The sequence below is a fragment of the Streptomyces sp. NPDC058646 genome (genome assembly GCF_042716875.1).
GTDB lineage: Bacteria > Actinomycetota > Actinomycetes > Streptomycetales > Streptomycetaceae > Streptomyces.
In genome coordinates, this window is the sequence record NZ_JBHXRK010000023.1 from 1 (window position 1) to 20998 (window position 20998).

Annotated in this window: 14 protein-coding genes; 10 read left to right on the top strand and 4 right to left on the bottom strand. The window is 72.8% G+C overall.

The window, feature by feature from the left end; all coding sequences use genetic code 11:
* Together ACFWUZ_RS25660 and ACFWUZ_RS25665 are read left to right on the top strand one after the other, a co-directional pair.
* Window positions 1–2075: AAA family ATPase (locus ACFWUZ_RS25660; protein ID WP_384377349.1), on the top strand; the 2075-nt coding region annotated here is incomplete at its 5' end.
* A gap of 229 nt (window positions 2076–2304) precedes the next feature.
* Entirely contained in the window at window positions 2305–3732 is a 1428-nt protein-coding gene (locus tag ACFWUZ_RS25665) for a sugar porter family MFS transporter (RefSeq protein WP_384377351.1), read from the top strand.
* A gap of 40 nt (window positions 3733–3772) precedes the next feature.
* On the opposite strand, the gene ACFWUZ_RS25670 is transcribed toward ACFWUZ_RS25665, so the two are convergent.
* Both ACFWUZ_RS25670 and ACFWUZ_RS25675 read right to left on the bottom strand, forming a co-directional pair.
* Window positions 3773–4759, bottom strand: coding sequence for an LLM class flavin-dependent oxidoreductase (locus tag ACFWUZ_RS25670; protein ID WP_384377354.1), 987 nt, complete (start codon window positions 4757–4759; stop codon window positions 3773–3775).
* 59 nt (window positions 4760–4818) lie between these two features.
* Entirely contained in the window at window positions 4819–6288 is a 1470-nt protein-coding gene (locus tag ACFWUZ_RS25675; protein ID WP_384377357.1) for a cytosine permease, read from the bottom strand.
* A 179-nt stretch (window positions 6289–6467) separates the two neighbouring features.
* On the opposite strand from ACFWUZ_RS25675, the gene ftsY reads away from it, so the two are divergent.
* The gene (gene ftsY, locus ACFWUZ_RS25680; RefSeq protein ID WP_384377360.1) at window positions 6468–7691 is read left to right on the top strand and encodes a signal recognition particle-docking protein FtsY; all 1224 of its coding nucleotides are present in this window, start codon (window positions 6468–6470) and stop codon (window positions 7689–7691) included.
* Window positions 7692–7766: 75 nt separating this feature from the next.
* Here the strand turns inward: ftsY and ACFWUZ_RS25685 are convergent, their stop codons facing one another.
* Entirely contained in the window at window positions 7767–8435 is a 669-nt protein-coding gene (locus ACFWUZ_RS25685) for a bifunctional DNA primase/polymerase (RefSeq protein WP_384377650.1), read from the bottom strand.
* A 407-nt stretch (window positions 8436–8842) separates the two neighbouring features.
* Between ACFWUZ_RS25685 and ACFWUZ_RS25690 the strand changes: the two genes are divergently transcribed.
* The 6 genes from ACFWUZ_RS25690 (at window position 8843) to ftsH (ending at window position 18632) form a co-directional block, all read left to right on the top strand.
* The gene (locus tag ACFWUZ_RS25690) at window positions 8843–10333 is read left to right on the top strand and encodes a hypothetical protein (RefSeq protein ID WP_384377363.1); all 1491 of its coding nucleotides are present in this window, start codon (window positions 8843–8845) and stop codon (window positions 10331–10333) included.
* A gap of 347 nt (window positions 10334–10680) precedes the next feature.
* On the top strand, window positions 10681–12027 hold the full coding sequence (locus tag ACFWUZ_RS25695; RefSeq protein WP_384377366.1) for an ammonium transporter: 1347 nt from the start codon (window positions 10681–10683) through the stop codon (window positions 12025–12027).
* Window positions 12024–12362, top strand: a complete 339-nt coding sequence (locus ACFWUZ_RS25700) for a P-II family nitrogen regulator (RefSeq protein ID WP_384377369.1) — start codon at window positions 12024–12026, stop codon at window positions 12360–12362. The genes ACFWUZ_RS25695 and ACFWUZ_RS25700 overlap by 4 nt, the downstream gene beginning before the upstream one ends.
* Window positions 12363–12379: 17 nt before the next feature.
* A complete protein-coding gene (locus ACFWUZ_RS25705) occupies window positions 12380–14818 on the top strand; it encodes a [protein-PII] uridylyltransferase (protein ID WP_384377372.1) in 2439 nt (812 codons plus the stop codon).
* A 152-nt stretch (window positions 14819–14970) separates the two neighbouring features.
* Window positions 14971–16539 (top strand): signal recognition particle protein, encoded by a 1569-nt coding sequence (gene ffh / locus ACFWUZ_RS25710; protein WP_384377375.1) that lies wholly within the window; start codon window positions 14971–14973, stop codon window positions 16537–16539.
* Window positions 16540–16691: 152 nt separating this feature from the next.
* Window positions 16692–18632: an ATP-dependent zinc metalloprotease FtsH gene (ftsH, locus tag ACFWUZ_RS25715; protein WP_384377378.1), complete on the top strand. Its 1941-nt coding sequence runs from the start codon at window positions 16692–16694 to the stop codon at window positions 18630–18632.
* Between the two features lie 30 nt (window positions 18633–18662).
* Here ftsH and ACFWUZ_RS25720 read toward each other — a convergent pair whose 3' ends face one another.
* Window positions 18663–19385, bottom strand: coding sequence for a methyltransferase type 11 (locus ACFWUZ_RS25720; protein ID WP_384377381.1), 723 nt, complete (start codon window positions 19383–19385; stop codon window positions 18663–18665).
* A gap of 131 nt (window positions 19386–19516) precedes the next feature.
* Between ACFWUZ_RS25720 and proS the strand changes: the two genes are divergently transcribed.
* Window positions 19517–20929, top strand: a complete 1413-nt coding sequence (gene proS, locus ACFWUZ_RS25725; RefSeq protein ID WP_384377384.1) for a proline--tRNA ligase — start codon at window positions 19517–19519, stop codon at window positions 20927–20929.
* The last annotated feature ends 69 nt before the right edge of the window (window positions 20930–20998 follow it).

A 20998-nucleotide genomic window follows, 5' to 3' on the forward strand; every position in this document is an offset into this window, starting at 1 on the left:
CGGCGGCCCCGGCCCCGGCGGCCCCGGCCCCGGCGGCCCCGGCCCCGGCGGCCCCGGCCCCGGCGGCCCCGGCCGAGGGCGGCCTCCTGCCGGGGCAGGCCGGCTCCGGTGCGGGGGCGTCCCCTGGGCCCGCCGCCTCTCCCCGGCCCGTCCCCGCCTCGGACGGGTCGGCGCCCGGCCCCGCGGCCCCCGCTCCGGCGGGGCCGGACCTTGCGCACCCCTCGGCCCCTGCGGCGGTCGGGGAGCGGGAGCCGGCGCCGGGAGGCGCGGCCGCCGCCGGGTACGTGCAGGGCGACGCCGAGGTGCGGGCGGCCGTGGCGTGGGTGCTGCGCGACCACGTCGTGGTCGGGACGCTGGACGAGGCGGAGGAACTCGTCGCCGAGCGGCCCGACGCGGTGGCGGTGACCGTCGACGGCGACGTGCTCGGGGCGCACCTCGCGTCCGGGGGCTCCGCCGGGGTGCCCAGCCTGATCGAGGTGCAGGCCGCCGTCGACGAGGCCTCGGGGGAACTGACCCGGCTGGACGGCCGGTGCCGGGAGCTGGCCGGGGCGCTGGAGGCCGCGCAGGAGCGCCGGCGGGACGCCGCAGCCCTGGTCGAGGAACTCGGCGAGCGGCGGCGGGCCGGGGAGCGGGCCCGGGCGGGGGTCGCCCAGCAGCTCGGCCGGCTCGCCGGTCAGGCCAAGGGGGCCTCCGGCGAGGCCGAGCGGAGCGTCACGGCGGCGGCCAAGGCCCAGGACGCGCTGGAGCAGGCCCTGATGGACGTGGAGGAGTGCGCGGAGCAGCTGGCCGCGGCCGAGGAGAGATCCCCGGGCGGGGAGGGAGAGGAGGAGCTGGACACCTCCGGGCGGGACCGGCTCGCCGCCGACGGCGCCAACGCCCGCCAGACCGAGATGGAGGCCCGCCTCCAGCTCAGGACCCACGAGGAACGGGTCAGGGCGCTGGCCGGCCGGGCGGACTCCCTCGACCGCGCGGCCGGGGCCGAACGCGAGGCCAGGATCCGCGCCGAGCGGCGCCGGGCCCGGCTGCGCCACGAGGCCGAAGTGGCCGGCGCGGTGGCCGACGGCGCCCGGCAGCTCCTCGCGCACGTGGAGGTGTCCCTGCTCAGGGCCGACGAGGAGCGCACCGCGGCCGAGTACGCCAAGGGCCTGCGCGAACGGGAGCTGGGGGAGGCCAGGAACCGTGGGCGGGACCTGCTGGGCGAGCTGGACAAGCTCACCGACTCCGTCCACCGCGGCGAGGTGCTCGGGGCCGAGAAGCGGCTGCGCATCGAGCAGGTGGAGACCAGGGCGCTGGAGGAGTTCGGCGTGGAGGCGGCCGGTCTCGTCGCCGAGTACGGCCCCGACCAGCCGGTGCCGCCCTCCCCGCCCGCCGACGGCGAGAGCCTGCCGCAGGACCCGGAGCATCCGCGCAACCGGCCGGGCCCCTACGTCCGTGCCGAGCAGGAGAAGCGGCTCAGGGCGGCCGAACGCGCCTACCAGCAGCTCGGCAAGGTGAATCCGCTCGCGCTGGAGGAGTTCGCGGCGCTGGAGGAACGCCACCGGTTCCTCAGCGAGCAGCTGGAGGACCTGCGCAAGACCCGGGCCGACCTGCTTCAGGTGGTGAAGGAGGTCGACGCGCGCGTCGAGCAGGTCTTCACCGAGGCCTACCGGGACACGGCCCGGGAGTTCGAGGGGGTGTTCTCCCGGCTGTTCCCCGGCGGTGAGGGCCGGCTGGTCCTCACCGATCCCGACAACATGCTCGCCACCGGCGTCGACGTCGAGGCGCGCCCGCCCGGCAAGAAGGTCAAGCGGCTCTCGCTGCTGTCCGGCGGGGAGCGTTCGCTGACCGCCGTGGCCCTGCTGGTGTCCATCTTCAAGGCGCGTCCCAGCCCGTTCTACGTGATGGACGAGGTGGAGGCCGCGCTCGACGACACCAACCTGCAGCGGCTCATCCGGATCATGGAGGAGCTGCAGGAGAGCTCGCAGCTGATCGTGATCACCCACCAGAAGCGGACGATGGAGGTCGCCGACGCCCTCTACGGCGTCTCCATGCAGGGCGACGGGGTCTCCAAGGTCATCAGCCAACGGCTGCGCTGAACCAATTCGTTCAGGAAATGAACACGCTCTCTCTATTCTCCATGGATTGACGCGCTCCTGTCCCCCTGTTGACTTCATAAGATGAAGTCATAAGCTCTGCTGTGCCGCGTCTGACTTCAGGTGGTGGTGCGCAGTTTGCTGTGCGCCACTGGAGGAACACGAACCAGCGGCACGAGCACAGACGGACCCCCCACCCGCCCGCCCCCGGCGCCGGGCCCAGGAGCGCACCTTGACCAGCACAGCGAACGCACCCGCAGGCGGTGGCCGGGCGGCAGCCCCCGACCATCTCGGGCACGTCATCTTCATCACCGCGGCCGCCGCCATGGGAGGTTTCCTCTTCGGCTACGACAGCTCCGTCATCAACGGTGCCGTCGAGGCCATCCGCGACCGCTTCGACGTAGGCTCCGCCACCCTCGCCCAGGTGATCGCCGCCGCGCTCATCGGGTGCGCCCTCGGCGCCGCCACCGCCGGCCGCATCGCCGACCGGATCGGCCGAATCCGCTGCATGCAGATCGCCGCCGTCCTGTTCACCGCGAGCGCCATCGGATCCGCCCTGCCGTTCGCCCTGTGGGACCTCGCCCTGTGGCGGGTCATCGGCGGCTTCGGCATCGGCATGGCCTCGGTGATCGGCCCCGCCTACATCGCCGAGGTCTCCCCGCCCGCCTACCGCGGCCGGCTCGCCTCCTTCCAGCAGGCCGCCATCGTCATCGGCATCGCCGTCTCGCAGCTGGTCAACTGGGGCATCCTCAACCTCGCCGACGGCGACCAGCGCGGCACCATCGGCGGCCTGGAGGCCTGGCAGTGGATGCTCGGCGTCATGGTCGTCCCGGCCGTGCTCTACGGCCTGCTGTCCTTCGCCATCCCCGAGTCCCCGCGCTTCCTCGTCTCGGTCGGCCGCATGGAGAAGGCGAAGACGGTCCTGCGTGAGGTCGAGGGCGAGGGCATCGACGCCGACGCCCGGGTCCGCGAGATCGACCGCGCCATCCACTCGGAGCACAAGTCGACCTTCAAGGACCTGCTCGGCGGCCGGGGCGGCTTCCTGCCGATCGTCTGGATCGGCATCGGCCTCTCGGTCTTCCAGCAGCTCGTCGGCATCAACGTGATCTTCTACTACAGCTCCTCGCTGTGGCAGTCGGTCGGCATCGACCCGAGCGCCTCGTTCCTGTACTCCTTCGAGACCTCCGTCGTGAACATCGTCGGCACGGTGATCGCGATGCTCCTGGTGGACCGGATCGGCCGCAAGCCGCTGGCCCTCATCGGCTCCGCCGGCATGGCGGTCTCCCTCGCGCTCGCCGCGTGGGCCTTCTCCTACAAGTCCGGCACGGGCGACGACATCGCCCTGCCGCACGCGCAGGGCATCGTGGCCCTGGTCGCCGCCAACTGCTTCGTGCTCTTCTTCGCCCTGTCCTGGGGCGTGGTGGTCTGGGTGCTGCTCGGCGAGATGTTCCCGGGCCGGATCCGGGCCGCGGCCCTCGGCGTCGCCGCGGCCGCCCAGTGGATCGCCAACTGGGTCATCACCGTCTCGTTCCCGTCCCTCTCGGACTGGAACCTGTCCGGCGCCTACGTCATCTACACGGTCTTCGCCGTGCTCTCGATCCCCTTCATCCTCAAATGGGTGCCGGAGACCAAGGGCAAGGCGCTGGAGGAGATGGGGTAATCATCCCCGCCAACGCCCCGCTCCTCGATACTGCCCCGGCTCAGTCCCTGAGCCGGGGCAGTACCTGTTCGCACAGCAGGTGCAGGCTGCGCCACCCCTCGTCCACGGGCATCCCGCCGCACAGCGGGTGCAGGACCAGGTTCCCCGCCTCGCCCGCGCCCCGGGCGTACGCGACCGCCTCGTCCGGGGTGAGCACCCGGTACACGCCCTCCGCGCGCAGCTCCGCCACCGAGCGCGCGGCCGACCGTACGGCGCTGCGGATGTCCTTGGACTGCCAGGACGCGTACATGCCCGCCTCGTGGAGGAAGTGCTCGCCGTACTCCGCCCACACCCGGTCCGGGTCCTGCGCGAGGTGCAGCAGGGGGGTCTCGGCCGCGGGCATCATGCAGAAGCCCTCCGTGCCGTACTCCGCCAGCTTCGCCTGGTAGTACGCCTCCAGCTCCGGCAGGTGGGCGCTGGGGAAGAACGGCAGCCCCAGCCGGGCCGCCCGCCGGGCGGCCGCCTCGGAACTGCCGCCGACCAGGAGCAGCGGGTGCGGCCGGGTGAAGGGCCGCGGGGTGACCCGTACGGTGCGGCCGCGGTACGCGAACGGTTCGCCGGTCCACGCCTTCAGCAGGGTCTCCAGCAGCTCGTCCTGGAGCCGGCCGCGCCGGCCCCACTCCACCCCGTGCTGCTCGTACTCCTCCGGCCGGTAGCCGATGCCCGCGACCGTCACGAGGCGGCCCCCGCTCAGCAGGTCCAGGACGGCGATGTCCTCGGCCGCCTTCAGCGGGTCGTACAGCGGGCCGATGATCGCCGAGACGGTGACCGCGATGCGGCGGGTGGCGCCGAAGACGGCGGCCGCGAAGGCGAAGGGCGAAGGCAGCCAGTTGTTGGGGGTGCCGTGGTGCTCCTCGGTCTGGACGGTGTCGATCCCGCGGTCGTCCGCGTACCGGGCCATCTCCAGTGCCGCCTTGTAGCGCGCGGAGAGGGACTCGGGGGTGCCGTGCGGGTCGACGAGATTGAACCGGGCCACGGTGACGGGCATGGAGAGGTCCCCCTTCGCCGGATGTGGGCGGGCGAAGGGGGACGTTAGCTGACGCAGCGTCAGTTGGACAGGGATCCCGCGAGCTCCTGCTCCTCCGCCGGCGCGGCCGCGGCCGGGTCCGCGGTCCGCGGCAGTACGGCGTACAGCAGGCCCGAGGTCAGGATCCCGGCCGCCCAGCCGAGGCCGTTGCGGCCGGTCCAGGTGCCGGAGAGCGGTCCGCTGAACCAGTCCACCGAGGTGAACAGCAGGCCCACCACCAGGGCGAGGGCCCACGCGGTCATCGCCTGCCAGGCGAAGCCGCCCCGGTACCAGTAGGCGCTGGTCCGCGTGGTGTCCAGCAGGGCGGGGCCGTCGTAGGCCGTGCGGCGCAGCATGTCCACGCCGAAGACGCCGATCCACGCGGAGAAGGCCACGGCCAGCAGGGTCAGGAAGGAGATGAAGGAGCCGAAGAAGCTGGTCGCGACCACCATCAGCAGGAAGCCGAAGACCAGGCTGATGACCGCGTTCACGCTGACCGCCCACGCGCGCGGGACCTTGATGCCCAGGGTCTGCGCGGTGAAGCCGGCCGAGTACATGGACATCGAGTTGATCAGCAGCATGCCGACGAGGGCGATGAGCAGGTACGGGACCGCGATCCACGTCGGGAGCAGCTCGCCGATGAAGGAGACCGGGTCCTGGGCGGTCGCCAGGTCCGGCGTGCCGACGGCCATGACCGCGCCCATCAGGACCATCGGCAGGACCACGACCCCGGCGCCGCCGATGGTCGCCCCGACCATGCCCCTGGAGGAGGCGGTGCGGGGCAGGTACCGGGTGAAATCGGGGCCGGAGGGAACCCAGCTGATGCCGCCGGCCGCGATGGTGCCGATGCCCGCGATCATCATCGCCGTGGAGCCGGCCGGCTTGCCGAAGACGGCGGCCCAGTCCGTGGTGACGACCAGGTACCCGAGGACGAGGACGCTGAACCCGCCGAAGAGGTACGTCGACCACTTCGAGCAGACGCGCAGGGCATTGATGCCGAGGCCCGAGACCACGAAGGTGCAGCCCACGAAGAAGAGCAGGGTGACGACGATGAGGGCCGTGTTGCTCTTGATGCCGAAGAGCAGGTCGAGGACGGTCAGGACGGCGTAGGCACCGCTGACCGCGTTGATCGTCTCCCAGCCCCAGCGGGCCACCCAGATCAGCGCGCCCGGGAAGAGGTTGCCGCGCTGGCCGAACACCGCCCGCGACAGGGCCATGCCCGGGGCTCCGCCGCGCTTCCCGGCGATCGAGATCAGGCCGACGATCCCGTACGAGAGCACCGGCGCGGCGGTCGCCACGACGAGCACCTGCCAGATGTTGAGCTTGTTGAAGATCACCAGACCGGCGCCCATGGTGAGCAGCAGCACGCTGATGTTGGCGGCGACCCAGGTGGGGACCAGCTCGCGGACCCGGCCGCCGCGCTCGCTGTCCGGAACGGGTTCCAGGCCGCGGGTCTCGACGGTGCTCTCGGCCGGGGCTGCTATCGCGCCTTCGGCGGGCTCGGCAGGCATGCGTACTCCGTAGGGGCGGGGGAGGGGAGTCGCCCATCATCGTAGATGTGCCGTTAAAACCTCAAATAGAGGCTTCGGACCCTGCCCGGCGGCCCGGGGGCGCAGAGGCTGCCCGTCGGCACGCGTCCCCGCCAGGGAAACGAAGGGCCGAAGGTCAGGTCGCGCATACTGGACGGGCTATGGAAATCCTCATCCTTGTCGTAGTCATCGCCCTGGTCGCGGTCGGCGCGATCAGCGGGCTCGTGGTCGGCAGCCGCAAGAAGAAGCAGCTGCCGCCCCCGGCGCCGCCGAGCACGCCGACCATCACTGCCCCGCCCGCCGAACCCCAGGTGGGGGAGGACGCCGCACCGACGGCCGAAGAGCCGCGCCGCACGATCGAGGAGGTGGGCCTCCCCGACGCGGAGGCCGCCCTCGCCACGCCGGCCGCCGTCGAGGACCCGGTCGTGGAGGCTCCGCCCGCGCCCGTCATCGAGGTGCCCGAGCCCACCGCCGGCCGTCTCGTGCGGCTGCGCGCCCGCCTCGCCCGGTCGCAGAACTCCCTCGGCAAGGGGCTGCTCACGCTGCTCTCCCGCGAGCACCTCGACGAGGACACCTGGGAGGAGATCGAGGAGACCCTCCTCATCGCCGACGTCGGCGTCGTCCCGACCCAGGAGCTGGTCGACCGGCTCCGCGAGCGGGTCAAGGTGCTCGGCACCCGCACCCCCGCGGACCTGCGCACCCTGCTGAAGGAAGAGCTGCTGACCCTGGTCGGCACCGACTTCGACCGCGCCGTGAAGACCGAGAGCGGCGTGGACACCCCCGCCGTCGTGATGGTCGTCGGCGTGAACGGCACCGGCAAGACCACCACCACCGGCAAGCTGGCCCGGGTGCTCGTCGCCGACGGCCGCAGCGTGGTGCTCGGCGCGGCCGACACCTTCCGCGCCGCCGCCGCCGACCAGCTGCAGACCTGGGGCGAGCGCGTCGGCGCGCGGACCGTCCGCGGCCCCGAGGGCGGCGACCCGGCGTCGATCGCCTACGACGCGGTCAAGGAGGGCATCGCCGAGGGCGCCGACGTGGTGCTCATCGACACCGCCGGCCGCCTGCACACCAAGACCGGCCTGATGGACGAGCTCGGCAAGGTCAAGCGCGTCGTCGAGAAGCACGGCCCGCTGGACGAGATCCTGCTGGTCCTGGACGCCACCACCGGGCAGAACGGCCTGACCCAGGCCCGTGTCTTCGCCGAGGTCGTGGACATCACCGGCATCGTGCTGACCAAGCTCGACGGAACCGCCAAGGGCGGCATCGTCGTCGCCGTCCAGCGCGAGCTGGGTGTCCCGGTCAAGCTCGTCGGTCTCGGCGAGGGCCCCGACGACCTGGCCCCCTTCGAGCCGGAGGCGTTCGTGGACGCCCTGATCGGCGACTGAGGTACGGCCCGCACGCAGGTGCCCCCGTGTTCCGGACGGCTGGAACACGGGGGCACCTGCGCGTACGGGGCCGTCTCAGCGGCGGAATCGGTGGCACAGATAGGCGAGCGTGCCCAGCAGCAGCCGGGCCTGCGGCGGGCCCCCGGGGGTGTCGAGCGCCGGAGGGCGGAGCCAGCAGACCGGGCCCAGCCCCGCCCGGTCGGAGGGCGGGGCCGTCACGGACGTCCCCTCGCCGAGGGCCCGCAGGTCGAGGTCGGCGTCGTCCCAGCCCATCCGGTACAGCAGCTGCGGCAGCCCGGCCGCGGCGCCGGGGGCCACGAAGAACTGCGCCCGTCCGTCCGGGGTGCCGATGACCGGGCCCAGCGGCAGGCCCATCCGCTCCAGCCGGACCAGGGCGCGCCGCCCGGCCTCCTCGGAGACCTCGATGACGTCGAAGGAGCGGCCCACCGGGAGCAGGACCGCCGCGCCCGGGTACTCGCCCCAGGCCTCGGTGACCTCGTCCAGGGTGGCGCCCGCCCGGACCGTCGGGGCGAAGGCCAGCGGATGCGCTCCGGGGGCCGGGCACCCCCGGTCCCCGCAGGAGCAGTCGCGGGCGGGTGCCGCGGCGCGGGCGCCGGGCACCACGTCCCAGCCCCACAGTCCGGTGTACTCCGCCACCGCCGTGCATTCCGTGGTCCGTCCGCGGCGCCGGACGCCGGAACGGAACTCCCTGGTGCCGCGGCTGCCGCCGATCGTGAAGCCCATGCCCATGTCCCCTCCAACGGGTCGGACGCGCCGGTGGTTACGACGCCGGCGGGACCTGCTGCCGGAGCTTCCCCGAGGGGTGGCTCCCGGTGCCTCCCGGCGCACTCCTCGCCGCGCACGCCCCGGGGTGCACTCCAGTCCAACCGATCCGGTTCCGCCTTGCTGTCAAGTGAATCGCGCCTGGCCGGTGGCGCGTTCATTCGAAGGGGTGGCGAATGGTGGCGTTTGTGGAATCGACCTCGCCGAGGGGGTGATCGTAGGATTACTTTCGGTGCACGAAGCCCGATGGCGGGCCCGACCGTGGGTATGCCGGTGGCAACGGGTGAAGGACCTGTGAAGGTCCTGACGGCGCTCGTCGTCCCCGCCAGGGTTCCGTGTGAAGAGGCTGAGCGGATGGGGGCGTTCCAGTGGGCGGCAGCGGCGCAAGCGGAACGGGCGGGGAACCAGTCGACCGGAACGCCCAGCTGACCTCGTGGTTCGTCCGCAGCGGTTGGTCCAAGGGGGAGCTCGCCCGCCAGGTCAACCGCCGGGCCCGCCAGATGGGCGCCCACCACATCAGCACGGACACCTCCCGCGTCCGGCGCTGGCTCGACGGGGAGCAGCCGCGCGAGCCCGTTCCGCGCATCCTCTCCGAGCTGTTCTCCGAGCGCTTCGGCTCCGTCGTCGCCATCGAGCAGCTGGGCCTGCGCACCGCCCACCAGACCCCCTCCGTCTCCGGCGTCGACCTGCCCTGGGCCGGCCCGCAGACCGTCGAACTGCTCGGCGAGTTCTCCCGCAGCGACCTGATGCTGGCCCGCCGCGGCTTCCTCGGGACCTCCCTGGCCCTCTCCGCCGGCCCCGCCCTCATCGAGCCCATGCAGCGCTGGCTCGTCCCGGCCCCGGCCGCCGACCCGGGACCGCGCGAGGCGGGGCCGGCGGGCGCCCTCGGCGGCCACCGCCCGCCCCGGCTCTCCGAACCGGAACTCGACCTCCTCGACGCCACCACCGTCATGTTCCGTCAGTGGGACGCCCAGTGCGGGGGCGGACTGCGCCGCAAGGCCGTCGTGGGCCAGCTGCACGAGGTCACCGACCTGCTCCAGGAGAACCACCCGGCCCCGGTCATGAAACGACTCTTCAAGGTCGCCGCGGAACTGGCCGAACTGGCCGGCTGGATGAGCTACGACATCGGCCTGCACCCCACCGCGCAGAAGTACTTCGTCCTCGCCCTGCACGCCGCCAAGGAGGCCGGGGACAAGCCGCTGGGCTCGTACATCCTCTCCGGCATGAGCCGTCAGATGATCCACCTCGGCCGCCCCGAGGACGCCCTGGAACTCGTCCACCTCGCCCAGTACGGCAGCCGCGACTGCGCCGGCCCCCGCACCCAGGCCATGCTGTATGCGATGGAGGCCCGCGCCTACGCCAACATGGGCCAGCCCAGCCGCTGCAAGCGGGCCGTGCGGATGGCAGAGGACACCTTCGGCGACGTCGGCTTCGGCGGAGAGCCCGAACCCGACTGGATCCGCTTCTTCTCCGAGGCCGAGCTCAACGGGGAGAACTCCCACTCGTACCGCGACCTGGCCTACGTCGCCGGGCGCAGCCCCACGTACGCCTCCCTGGCCGAACCCGTCATGGAGCGGGCCGTCTCCCTCTTCGAGAAGGACGAGGAGCACCAGCGCTCCTACGCCCTCAACCTCATCGGCATGGCCACCGTGCACCTGCTCCAGCGGGAGCCCGAACAGGCTGCCGTCCTCGTCGGCCGGGCCCTCGACGTGGCGGGAAAGGTGCGGTCCGAACGGGTGAACACCCGGCTGCGCAAGACCGTCGACTCCGCCGCCCGTGAGTACGGCCACGTCGCCGAGGTGGTCCGGCTCACCGACCACCTCGCCTCCCGCCTCCCCGAAGCCGCGGAGGCCGTCTGACGGCCCTCGCGGCCCCAGGCCCCGGCCGCGGCAGCACCCCGTGAAGCCCGATCAGGCTCCCCCAGCCAGGACATCCCGGGTACTGCCGCGGTCGGCTCCCCCCTTGTGCCCCCGACCGGCGCCGCTCGAGCGGACAGCTGGTTGCGCGTTCACCACGTCGTAACACCACGGACGCCTTCGTCATCGGCGCGAAACACCGAGCGGCGCCGCCGGAAACCGGCCTGCGCGAATCTCAAGGCCAATAACCGGCCAGTCCCGGCCGGCCCCCATCCGGCCCGGACACCCCTTACGCCGCTCAGGCCCCACGATCGCCCGCACGCGAACGTACCGACGACGAGGAGACGCCGATGGCATCAGCCATCACGACCCTCGCGGCAGACGCCCCGACGCTGTCTGCCGCGAACACCGGGTTCATGCTCATCTGCTCCGCCCTGGTCATGCTGATGACCCCGGGACTCGCCTTCTTCTACGGAGGCATGGTCCGCGTCAAGAGCAGCCTCAACATGCTCATGATGAGTTTCATCAGCCTCGGGATCGTCACGATCCTGTGGGTCCTCTACGGTTTCAGCCTCGCCTTCGGCACCGACTCCGGCTCCCTCATCGGCTGGAACTCCGACTACGTCGGCCTCAGCGGCATCGGGATCACCGAGCTGTGGGACGGCTACACCATCCCGGTCTACGTCTTCGCCGTCTTCCAGCTGATGTTCGCCGTCATCACCCCCGCCCTGATCAGCGGCGCACTGGCCGACCGCGTGAAGTTCGGCGCGTGGGCCCTGTTCACCGCCCTGTGGGTGACCGTCGTCTACTTCCCCGTGGCCCACTGGGTCTGGGGCGCCGGCGGCTGGCTGTTCGAAATGGGCGTGATCGACTTCGCGGGCGGCACGGCCGTCCACATCAACGCCGGCGCGGCCGCCCTCGGCGTGATCCTCGTCATCGGCAAGCGCGTCGGCTTCAAGAAGGACCCGATGCGCCCGCACAGCCTCCCCCTCGTGATGCTCGGTGCCGGCCTGCTCTGGTTCGGCTGGTTCGGCTTCAACGCGGGCTCCTGGCTCGGCAACGACGACGGCGTCGGCGCGGTCATGTTCGTCAACACCCAGGTCGCCACCGCCGCCGCCATGCTCGCCTGGCTCGCCTACGAGAAGCTCCGCCACGGCTCCTTCACCACCCTCGGCGCCGCCTCCGGCGCGGTCGCGGGCCTCGTCGCCATCACCCCCGCCGGCGGCGCCGTCAGCCCCCTGGGCGCCATCGCGGTCGGCGCCATCGCCGGCGTGCTCTGCGCCATGGCGGTGGGCCTCAAGTACAAGTTCGGCTTCGACGACTCCCTCGACGTGGTCGGCGTCCACCTCGTGGGCGGCATCGCCGGCTCCCTGCTGGTGGGCCTCTTCGCCACCGGCGGAGTCCAGTCCGACGTGGCCGGCCTCTTCTACGGCGGCGGCCTGGAGCAGCTCGGCAAGCAGGCCGTGGGCGTGTTCTCCGTCCTCGCCTACTCTCTCGTGGCGTCGGCGCTGCTCGCCTTCCTCCTCGACAGGACGATCGGGATGCGGGTCAGCGAGGACGACGAGGTCGCCGGCATCGACCAGGTCGAACACGCCGAGACCGCCTACGACTTCAGCGGAGCCGGAGGCGGAGCCTCCTCGCGGAGCACCGCCGCACCCGTCCCCTCCGCCGCAGCGAGCAAGAAGGTAGACGCATGAAACTGATCACCGCGATCGTCAAGCCGCACAAGCTGGACGAGATCAAGGAAGCCCTCCAGGCCTTCGGGGTCCAGGGACTCACCGTCTCCGAGGCCAGCGGCTACGGCCGCCAGCGCGGTCACACCGAGGTCTACCGCGGCGCCGAGTACCAGGTGGACCTCGTACCGAAGATCCGCGTGGAGGTCCTCGTCGACGACGCCGACGCCGAGGAGCTGATCGCGCTCATCGTGAGCGTCGCCAGCACCGGCAAGATCGGCGACGGCAAGGTGTGGAGCGTCCCCGTGGACTCGGTGGTCCGGGTCCGCACCGGCGAGCGCGGCGCTGACGCGCTCTAGGTGACGGGAGCTCCTGGGTGACGAGCGTCGAAGACACCACGACCGGCGAGTCCGGCGATCCGTCCGGCTCGGGACCCAGCGGTTACGCCGCGGCCCGGCTGCGACTCCTCCAGGAGGGGTCGCGGTCCGGGCCTTCGCGGCGTTCCGCCCTGGCCGCCCTGACCGACGACTGGCTCGGTGCGCTGTTCCGCACCGCCGTGCGCGAGAGCGGCGTGCAGGGCGCCGCCCTGGTGGCCGTCGGCGGCTACGGCCGGGCCGAGCTCTCCCCGCGCAGCGACCTCGACCTGGTGCTGCTGCACGACGGCAAGGCGCAGCCGCGGGCCCTGAGCGCGCTGGCCGACCGCCTCTGGTACCCCGTCTGGGACCTGGGCCTGGCCCTGGACCACTCGGTACGGACCCCCGCCGAGGCCCGCACCACGGCCGCCGAGGACCTCAAGGTGCACCTCGGACTGCTGGACGCGCGGGCCGTCGCCGGGGACGCCGGCCTGCTCGCCGGACTGCGCACCTCCGTACTGGCCGACTGGCGCAACCAGGCCGTCCGCCGCCTGCCCGAGCTGCACTCCCTGTGCCGGGAGCGGGCCGAGCGGGCCGGGGAGCTGCGCTTCCTGCTGGAACCCGACCTCAAGGAGGCCCGCGGCGGGCTCCGGGACGCCACCGCGCTGCGGGCCGTGGCCGCGTCCTGGCTGGCCGACGCCCCGCGCGAGGGGCTGGCCGAAGCCCGGCGGCGGCTGCTCGACGCCCGCGACGCACTCCACCTGGTGACGGGCCGCGCCACCGACCGGCTCGCCCTCCAGGAGCAGGACCAGGTCGCGGCGCACCTCGGGCTGCTCGACGCGGACGCGCTGCTGCGCGAGGTGTACGAGGCCGCGCGCGTCGTCGCGTACGCCGGTGACGTGACCTGGCGGGAGGTCGGGCGGGTGCTGCGGGCGCGCGCGGCCCGTCCCAGGCTGCGCGGACTGCTGGGCGGCCGGGGGGCGCCGGCGGTGGAACGGGCGCCGCTGGCCGAGGGCGTCGTCGAGTCGGACGGCGAGGCCGTGCTGGCGCTGGCCGCGCGGCCCGACCGCGACCCGGTCCTGGCGCTGCGGCTCGGCGCGGCCGCCGCCCAGGCGGGCCTGCCCGTGTCGCTGCACGCCCTGCGCAGGCTGGCGGCGCAGGCCAGGCCGCTGCCCGTGCCCTGGCCGGCCCAGGCCCGCGAACAGCTGCTCACCCTGCTGGGGGCGGGGGAGCCGATGGTCGGCGTATGGGAGGCCCTGGAGGCCGAAGGCCTGATCACGCGGCTGCTGCCCGACTGGGAACGGGTGCGGTGCCGCCCGCAGCGCAACCCCGTCCACACCTGGACCGTGGACCGGCACCTGATCGAGACGGCCGTTCGGGCCGCGGCGCTCACCCGCCGCGTCGGCCGCCCCGACCTGCTGCTGATGTCCGCGCTCCTGCACGACATCGGCAAGGGCTGGCCGGGGGACCACTCGGTGGCCGGCGAGACCATCGCACGCGACGTCGCCGCCCGGGTGGGCTTCGGCCCGCAGGACGTCGCCGTGCTCGGGACGCTCGTACGCCACCACCTGCTGCTGATCGACACCGCGACCCGGCGCGACCTGGACGACCCCGCGACGGTCCGCTCCGTCGCCGAGGCCGTGGGATCCGTCGGCACGCTGGAGATACTGCACGCCCTGACGGAGGCGGACGCCCTGGCCACCGGCCCGGCGGCATGGAGCGCCTGGCGGGCCTCCCTGGTCCGGGACCTCGTCGCGCGGGTCGCCGCCGTCCTGCGGGGTGCGGCGCCGGCGGCCACGGAACCCGAGGTCCCCACGGCCGAGGAGGAACGCCTGGCGGTGGAGGCCCTGCGCACGGGCGAGCCGGTGCTGGCCCTGCACGCCCGCGAGGAGGAGGACGCGGTCGGGGTGGAACTCGTCGTGGCGGTCCCGGACCAGCCGGGGGTCCTCCCGGCGGTGGCGGGGGTGCTCGCCCTGCACCGGCTCACCGTACGGGCGGCGGAGCTGCGGTCCCTGGACCTCCCGGACCGGCTCGGCGAGGTCCTGGTGCTCCGCTGGCGGGTGGCCGCGGAGTTCGGTTCCCTGCCCGAGGCCGCCCGGCTGCGCACCGACCTGGTCCGCGCCCTGGACGGCTCGCTGGACATCCCGGCGAGGCTCGCGGACCGCGAGGCCGCCTACCCGCGCCGCCGCGGGGTGGTACCCCCGCCGCCCCGGGTCACGGTGGTCCCGGCCGTGTCCTTGCTGGCCACGGTCCTGGAGGTACGGGCCCCGGACGCGGTCGGCCTGCTGCACCGCATCGGGCGGGCCCTGGAGGCGGGGGCCGTGCACGTACGCAGCGCGCACGTCTCGACGCTGGGCGCGAACGCGGTGGACACCCTGTACGTGACCACCCCGGAGGGCAAGCCGCTGGATCCGGCGGAGGCGGTGGCCCTGGCCACGGCGGTGCAGGCCGCCCTGTCGTAGCCCGCGGGGCCGTCCCGGGGCCGGTGCCGCGGGACGGCATCGGCCGGATCCGGCCCCGCAGACGATTCGGACCGCCGGGTCCATCCCCGCGGCGCGGCCCGATACCCTGGGGGACGACCACCACGCCCCCGACCCGAGGAATCGCGACCACCGTGTTCGATACGCTCTCCGACCGCTTGGCGAATACCTTCAAGGGCCTGCGCGGCAAAGGCCGGCTGTCCGAGGCTGACATCGACGCAGCGGCCCGGGAAATCCGTATCGCCCTCCTCGAGGCCGACGTCGCCCTTCCGGTCGTCCGCTCCTTCATCGCGAACGTCAAGGAGAGGGCCCGCGGCGAGGAGGTCAGCAAGGCGCTGAACCCCGGCCAGCAGGTCCTCAAGATCGTCAACGACGAGCTGGTCACGATCCTCGGCGGCGAGACCCGGCGCCTGCGGTTCGCCAAGACCGCGCCCACCGTGATCATGCTCGCGGGTCTCCAGGGTGCCGGTAAGACCACCCTCGCCGGCAAGCTCGGCCTCTGGCTGAAGGGGCAGGGCCACGCCCCGCTCCTCGTCGCGTGCGACCTCCAGCGCCCCAACGCGGTCAACCAGCTCTCCGTCGTCGCCGAGCGCGCGGGCGTCGCGGTCTACGCGCCCCAGCCCGGCAACGGCGTCGGCGACCCGGTCCAGGTCGCGAAGGACTCCATCGAGTACGCGCGCACCAAGCAGTACGACATCGTCATCGTCGACACCGCCGGCCGTCTCGGCATCGACCAGGAGCTGATGCAGCAGGCCGCGGACATCCGCGACGCCGTCAGCCCCGACGAGATCCTCTTCGTCGTCGACGCCATGATCGGCCAGGACGCGGTCAACACCGCCGAGGCCTTCCGTGACGGTGTCGGCTTCGACGGCGTGGTGCTCTCCAAGCTCGACGGCGACGCCCGCGGCGGTGCCGCGCTGTCCATCGCGCACGTCACCGGCAAGCAGATCATGTTCGCCTCGAACGGCGAGAAGCTCGACGAGTTCGACGCCTTCCACCCGGACCGCATGGCGGGCCGGATCCTCGACATGGGTGACATGCTCACCCTCATCGAGCAGGCCGAGAAGACCTTCAGCCAGGCCGAAGCCGAGAAGATGGCGGCCAAGCTGCAGAAGGGCCCGAAGGAGTTCACGCTCGACGACTTCCTGGCCCAGATGGAGCAGGTCCGCAAGATGGGCTCCATCTCCAAGCTGCTCGGCATGCTCCCGGGCATGGGGCAGATCAAGGACCAGATCAACAACATCGACGAGCGCGACGTGGACCGCACCGCCGCGATCATCAAGTCGATGACCCCGGCCGAGCGCCAGGACCCGACGATCATCAACGGCTCGCGCCGTGCCCGTATCGCCAAGGGCTCCGGCACCGAGGTCAGCGCCGTCAAGTCGCTGGTCGAGCGGTTCTTCGACGCCCGCAAGATGATGTCCCGCATGGCCCAGGGCGGCGGGATGCCCGGCATGCCGGGCATCCCCGGGATGGGCGGCGGCCCCGGCCGGCAGAAGAAGCAGGTCAAGCAGGCCAAGGGCAAGCGCAAGAGCGGCAACCCGATGAAGCGCAAGGAAGAGGAGGCCGCGGCTGCGGCCCGCCGCGAGCAGGGCCCGCAGGCGATCGAGCCTCCGGCCGGCGGCAGCCCCTTCGGCCTCCCGGCCGGTGGCCAGGGCCAGGACTTCGACCTCCCGGACGAGTTCAAGAAGTTCATGAAGTAGCAGGTGGTACGCGCGCGGGTGCGCGGACGCCGGGCCCCGGCCGGGGACGTGACCAGCAGCGTCACGCGGCCGGGGCCCGTCCGTGTCCTGCGGGGGCGATGATCGGATTTGTCCCTTATGGTCGGCCGGGAGGACGGCTGAAGGAGGCGCTCGTGCCCAGTCCCACGCCCGTACCGCCCCGCGACCGGGCCGACAGGCCCTGGCGTTCGGAGGGGGCACCGTCCGGCCCCGCGCCGAAGAAGCGGATGCCCGGGGGCTGGCGGGGGCTGATCCTCACCGCCCTGATCGTCTACCTGCTGGCCAACCTCGTCCTGTCCTTCTTCAACGAGGGCGACGAGCCCACCGTCTCGTACACCGAGTTCAGCAAGCAGGTCGCGAGCGGCAACGTCTCGAAGATCTACTCCAAGGGCGACGCCATCCAGGGCCAGCTGAAGGCCTCCCGGCCGCGGCCCGACGGGGACAAGGGCACGTACACCAAGTTCGTCACCCAGCGCCCGGCCTTCGCCGAGGACGACCTGTGGGCCGAGCTCACCCAGCAGAACGTGAACGTGACGGCCTCCCCGGTCGTCGTGCAGCGCAGCTTCCTGGCCAACCTCCTGCTCTCCCTCGCCCCCATGCTGCTGCTGGTCCTGCTGTGGGTGTTCATCGCCCGCCGCATGTCCGGCGGGATGGCCGGCGGCATGGGCGGACTGGGGCGCAAGGCCCCGCCCAAGCCGGTGGAGCTGGAGACGGGCGACCGGCGCACCACCTTCGAGGACGTGGCGGGCATCGACGAGGTCGAGGGCGAGCTCAACGACGTCGTCGACTTCCTCAAGAACCCGCAGCAGTACCGGGACATGGGCGCCCGCATGCCCCGGGGCGTCCTGCTGTCGGGACCGCCGGGAACCGGCAAGACCCTGCTCGCCCGGGCGGTCGCGGGCGAGGCCGGGGTGCCGTTCTTCTCGGCCTCCGCCTCCGAGTTCATCGAGATGATCGTCGGAGTCGGCGCCTCGCGGGTCCGCGAACTCTTCACCGAGGCGCGCAAGGTGGCCCCCGCGATCATCTTCATCGACGAGATCGACACCATCGGCCGGGCCCGGGGCGCGGGTGCGGGCATGGGCGGCCACGACGAACGCGAACAGACCCTGAACCAGATCCTCACCGAGATGGACGGCTTCACGGGCTCGGAGGGCGTCGTCGTCCTGGCCGCCACCAACCGGGCGGACGTCCTGGACCCGGCCCTGACCCGGCCGGGCCGGTTCGACCGCACGGTCGTCGTCTCCCCGCCCGACCGCGGCGGCCGCGAGGCCATCCTGCGCATCCACACCCGTGAGATCCCCCTCGCCGAGGACGTGGACCTGGCCCAGGTGGCCCGCAGCACCCCCGGCATGACCGGCGCCGAACTGGCCAACCTGGCCAACGAGGCAGCGCTGCTGGCCGTCAAGCGCGGGCAGCGGGCGGTCACCCGGGCCGACCTGTCCGACGCCCTGGAGAAGGTCCAGCTGGGCGCGGAGCGGTCACTGGTCATGCCGGAGGAGGAGCGCCGCCGTACGGCCTACCACGAGAGCGGGCACGCCCTCCTGGGGATGCTCCAGCCCGGCGCCGATCCGGTCCGCAAGATCACGATCGTGCCGCGGGGCCGCGCGCTCGGCGTGACCCTGTCGACCCCGGACGCCGACCGCTACGCCTACACGGAGCAGTACCTCCAGGGCCGCATCATCGGCGCCCTCGGCGGCATGGCGGCCGAACACGTGGTCTACGACGTCATCACCACGGGCTCCGAGAGCGACCTCGAACAGGTCACCGCCATCGCCCGGGGGATGGTCGGCCGCTGGGGCATGAGCGAACGCGTCGGCCGCCTCACCGCCATCCCGTCCGACGGGCAGAGCCCGTACGGCCTGTCCGCCGCCCCCGCCACCCTCGACGCGGTGGACCACGAGATGCGGCGCGTCGTGGACGACTGCTACGTGGAGGCCTGCCGCCTCCTGCGCCAGCACCGCCCGCAGCTCGACGCCCTCGCCGAGGCCCTCCTCGCGGCCGAGACCCTCGACGAGGCAGCCGCCTACGCCGCCGCCGGGATCCCCCGGCTGACCAAGGGCCACGAGAAGGACTGAACCGGGCCGGGGCCGACCGCCCCGGCCCCCTTACGCCACCCGGGCGATCACGTACCGGAAGATGTTCGGCAGCCAGACGGCCCCGTCGGGCCGCTCGTACGGGTGAAGGGCCTCCGCCAGCTCCTTCTCCGCCACGGCGGGGTCGGCCGCCCCGAAGGCCGCGCCGCCGGCGGCTCCGGCCGAGCCGCCGCACGCACCGGAGTACAGCCCGGTCGACAGCAGCCCGCGCACCGCGCTGTCCACGTCGGCGTACCCGAACGGGCAGAAGACCCGGCCCGACCCGTCCGGCCGCAGCCCGGCCCGCTCCACGAGCGCGTCCAGGTCCCGCGGGGCCGGCCCGCCTCCCAGGACCGCGGGCACCGTACAGCGCTCCGCCGGGCCCCAGTCGGCCAGCACCACGGCGCCGCCGCGCCGGACCGCGGGCAGGGCCGTGGCCAGGACCGCCGGATCCGGGGCGAAGGCGAGCAGCGTGTCGTAGGCCGAGGCCGCGGCGGGCGGGGCCGCCAGTACGTCCAGCAGCCGCTCCCGGGCCAGTTCCCGCCGGGCCGGATCCGCCTCCACACCCGTGGCCACGGCTCCCCGCCCGGCCGCCAGCAGCAGGGCCAGGCCGGCCCCGCAGTCGAGGTCGAGCAGCCGGTCTCCCGGCCCGACCTCCAGCCGGTCGTAGACCGCTTCGTACAGCGGTACCAGCATCCGTTCCTGGATCTCCGCCCAGTCCCGGGCGACGAGCGTCGCCGTCGGCGTCGGTGTCATCGAAAGAGCGCTCCTGATTCCGTCTCGCCCCCTTGCCCCCGTTGCCAGGGAACTCCCCATTCGCGCCCGCGTCCAGAGGAGTGCGCCACCCGATTCACGCTCGGTGCGCCCGGCGCCGTACCATTCGCGCCATGGCAAAGGCACCCGTTCTCACCCCCCAGGCGGAGGATTTCCCCCGCTGGTACCAGGATCTGATCAACAAGGCCGAGCTGGCCGACAACGGTCCGGTACGCGGCACCATGGTCATCCGGCCGTACGGATACGGTCTGTGGGAGCGGATGCAGCAGGAGATGGACGCGCGCATCAAGGACGCGGGCGCCCAGAACGCGTACTTCCCGCTCTTCATCCCGCAGTCTTACCTGACGAAGGAAGCCGAGCACGTCGAGGGCTTCGCCCCCGAGCTCGCGGTCGTCACGCACGGCGGCGGCAAGGAGCTGGAAGAGCCGGTCGTCGTCCGGCCCACCTCCGAGACGATCATCAACGACTACTTCTCCAAGTGGGTCCAGAGCTACCGCGACCTGCCCCTGCTCATCAACCAGTGGGCCAATGTGGTGCGCTGGGAGATGCGCCCGCGCGTGTTCCTCCGTACGAGCGAATTCCTCTGGCAGGAGGGCCACACGGCCCACGTCACGTACGAGGAAGCCCGCGACTACGCCGCCCGGATCCACCGCGACGTCTACGGCGACTTCATGACGAACGTCCTCGGCATCGACGTCGTGCTCGGCCGCAAGACCGCCAAGGAGCGCTTCGCCGGGGCCATCAACACCCTCACCCTCGAGGGCATGATGGGCGACGGCAAGGCCCTCCAGCTGGGCACGAGCCACGAGCTCGGCACCAACTTCGCCAAGGCCTTCAACACCCAGTACCTGTCCAAGGAGGGCAAGCAGGAGCTCGTCTGGCAGACCTCGTGGGGCGTCTCGACCCGCATGGTCGGCGGCCTGATCATGTCCCACGGCGACGACAACGGCCTGCGCGTCCCGCCGCGGCTGGCGCACGTCCAGGTCGTCGTCATGGCGATCAAGGGTGACGAGGCCGTGGCGAAGGTCCGCGAGCTGGGCGCACAGCTGAAGGCCGCCGGCATCCGCGTGCACGTCGACGACCGCGTGGACACGCCCTTCGGGCGCCGCGCCGTGGACTGGGAGCTCAAGGGCGTACCGGTCCGCATCGAGATCGGCCCCCGCGACCTGGAGGCCGGCACCGCGATGCTGGCGCGCCGGATCCCCGGCGGGAAGACCCCGGTGCAGATCGACGCGCTCGCCGACCTGCTGCCCAAGGTGCTCGAAGAGGACCAGGCGCAGCTGCTGCGCGAGTCCCGCGAGCGCCGTGAGGCCCGTACCACCGACGTGGCGACCATCGAGGAGGCCGGCGAGGCCGCGGTCGCCGGCGGCTGGGCCCGGATCCCGTGGGCCGACCTCGGCCCGGAGGGCGAGGCCAAGCTGGCCGAGCAGGCCGTCTCCGTACGCTGCCTGATCGCCGAGGACGGGTCGGTGCCGGAGGCGGACGACGCTCCCGGTACGCTCGCGATCGTCGCGCGCTCCTACTGAGCGAGTTCACCGGCCCCGGCGTGCGGCACCGACCGCGCGCCGGGGCCGATGCATGCCGGTCGACGTTAC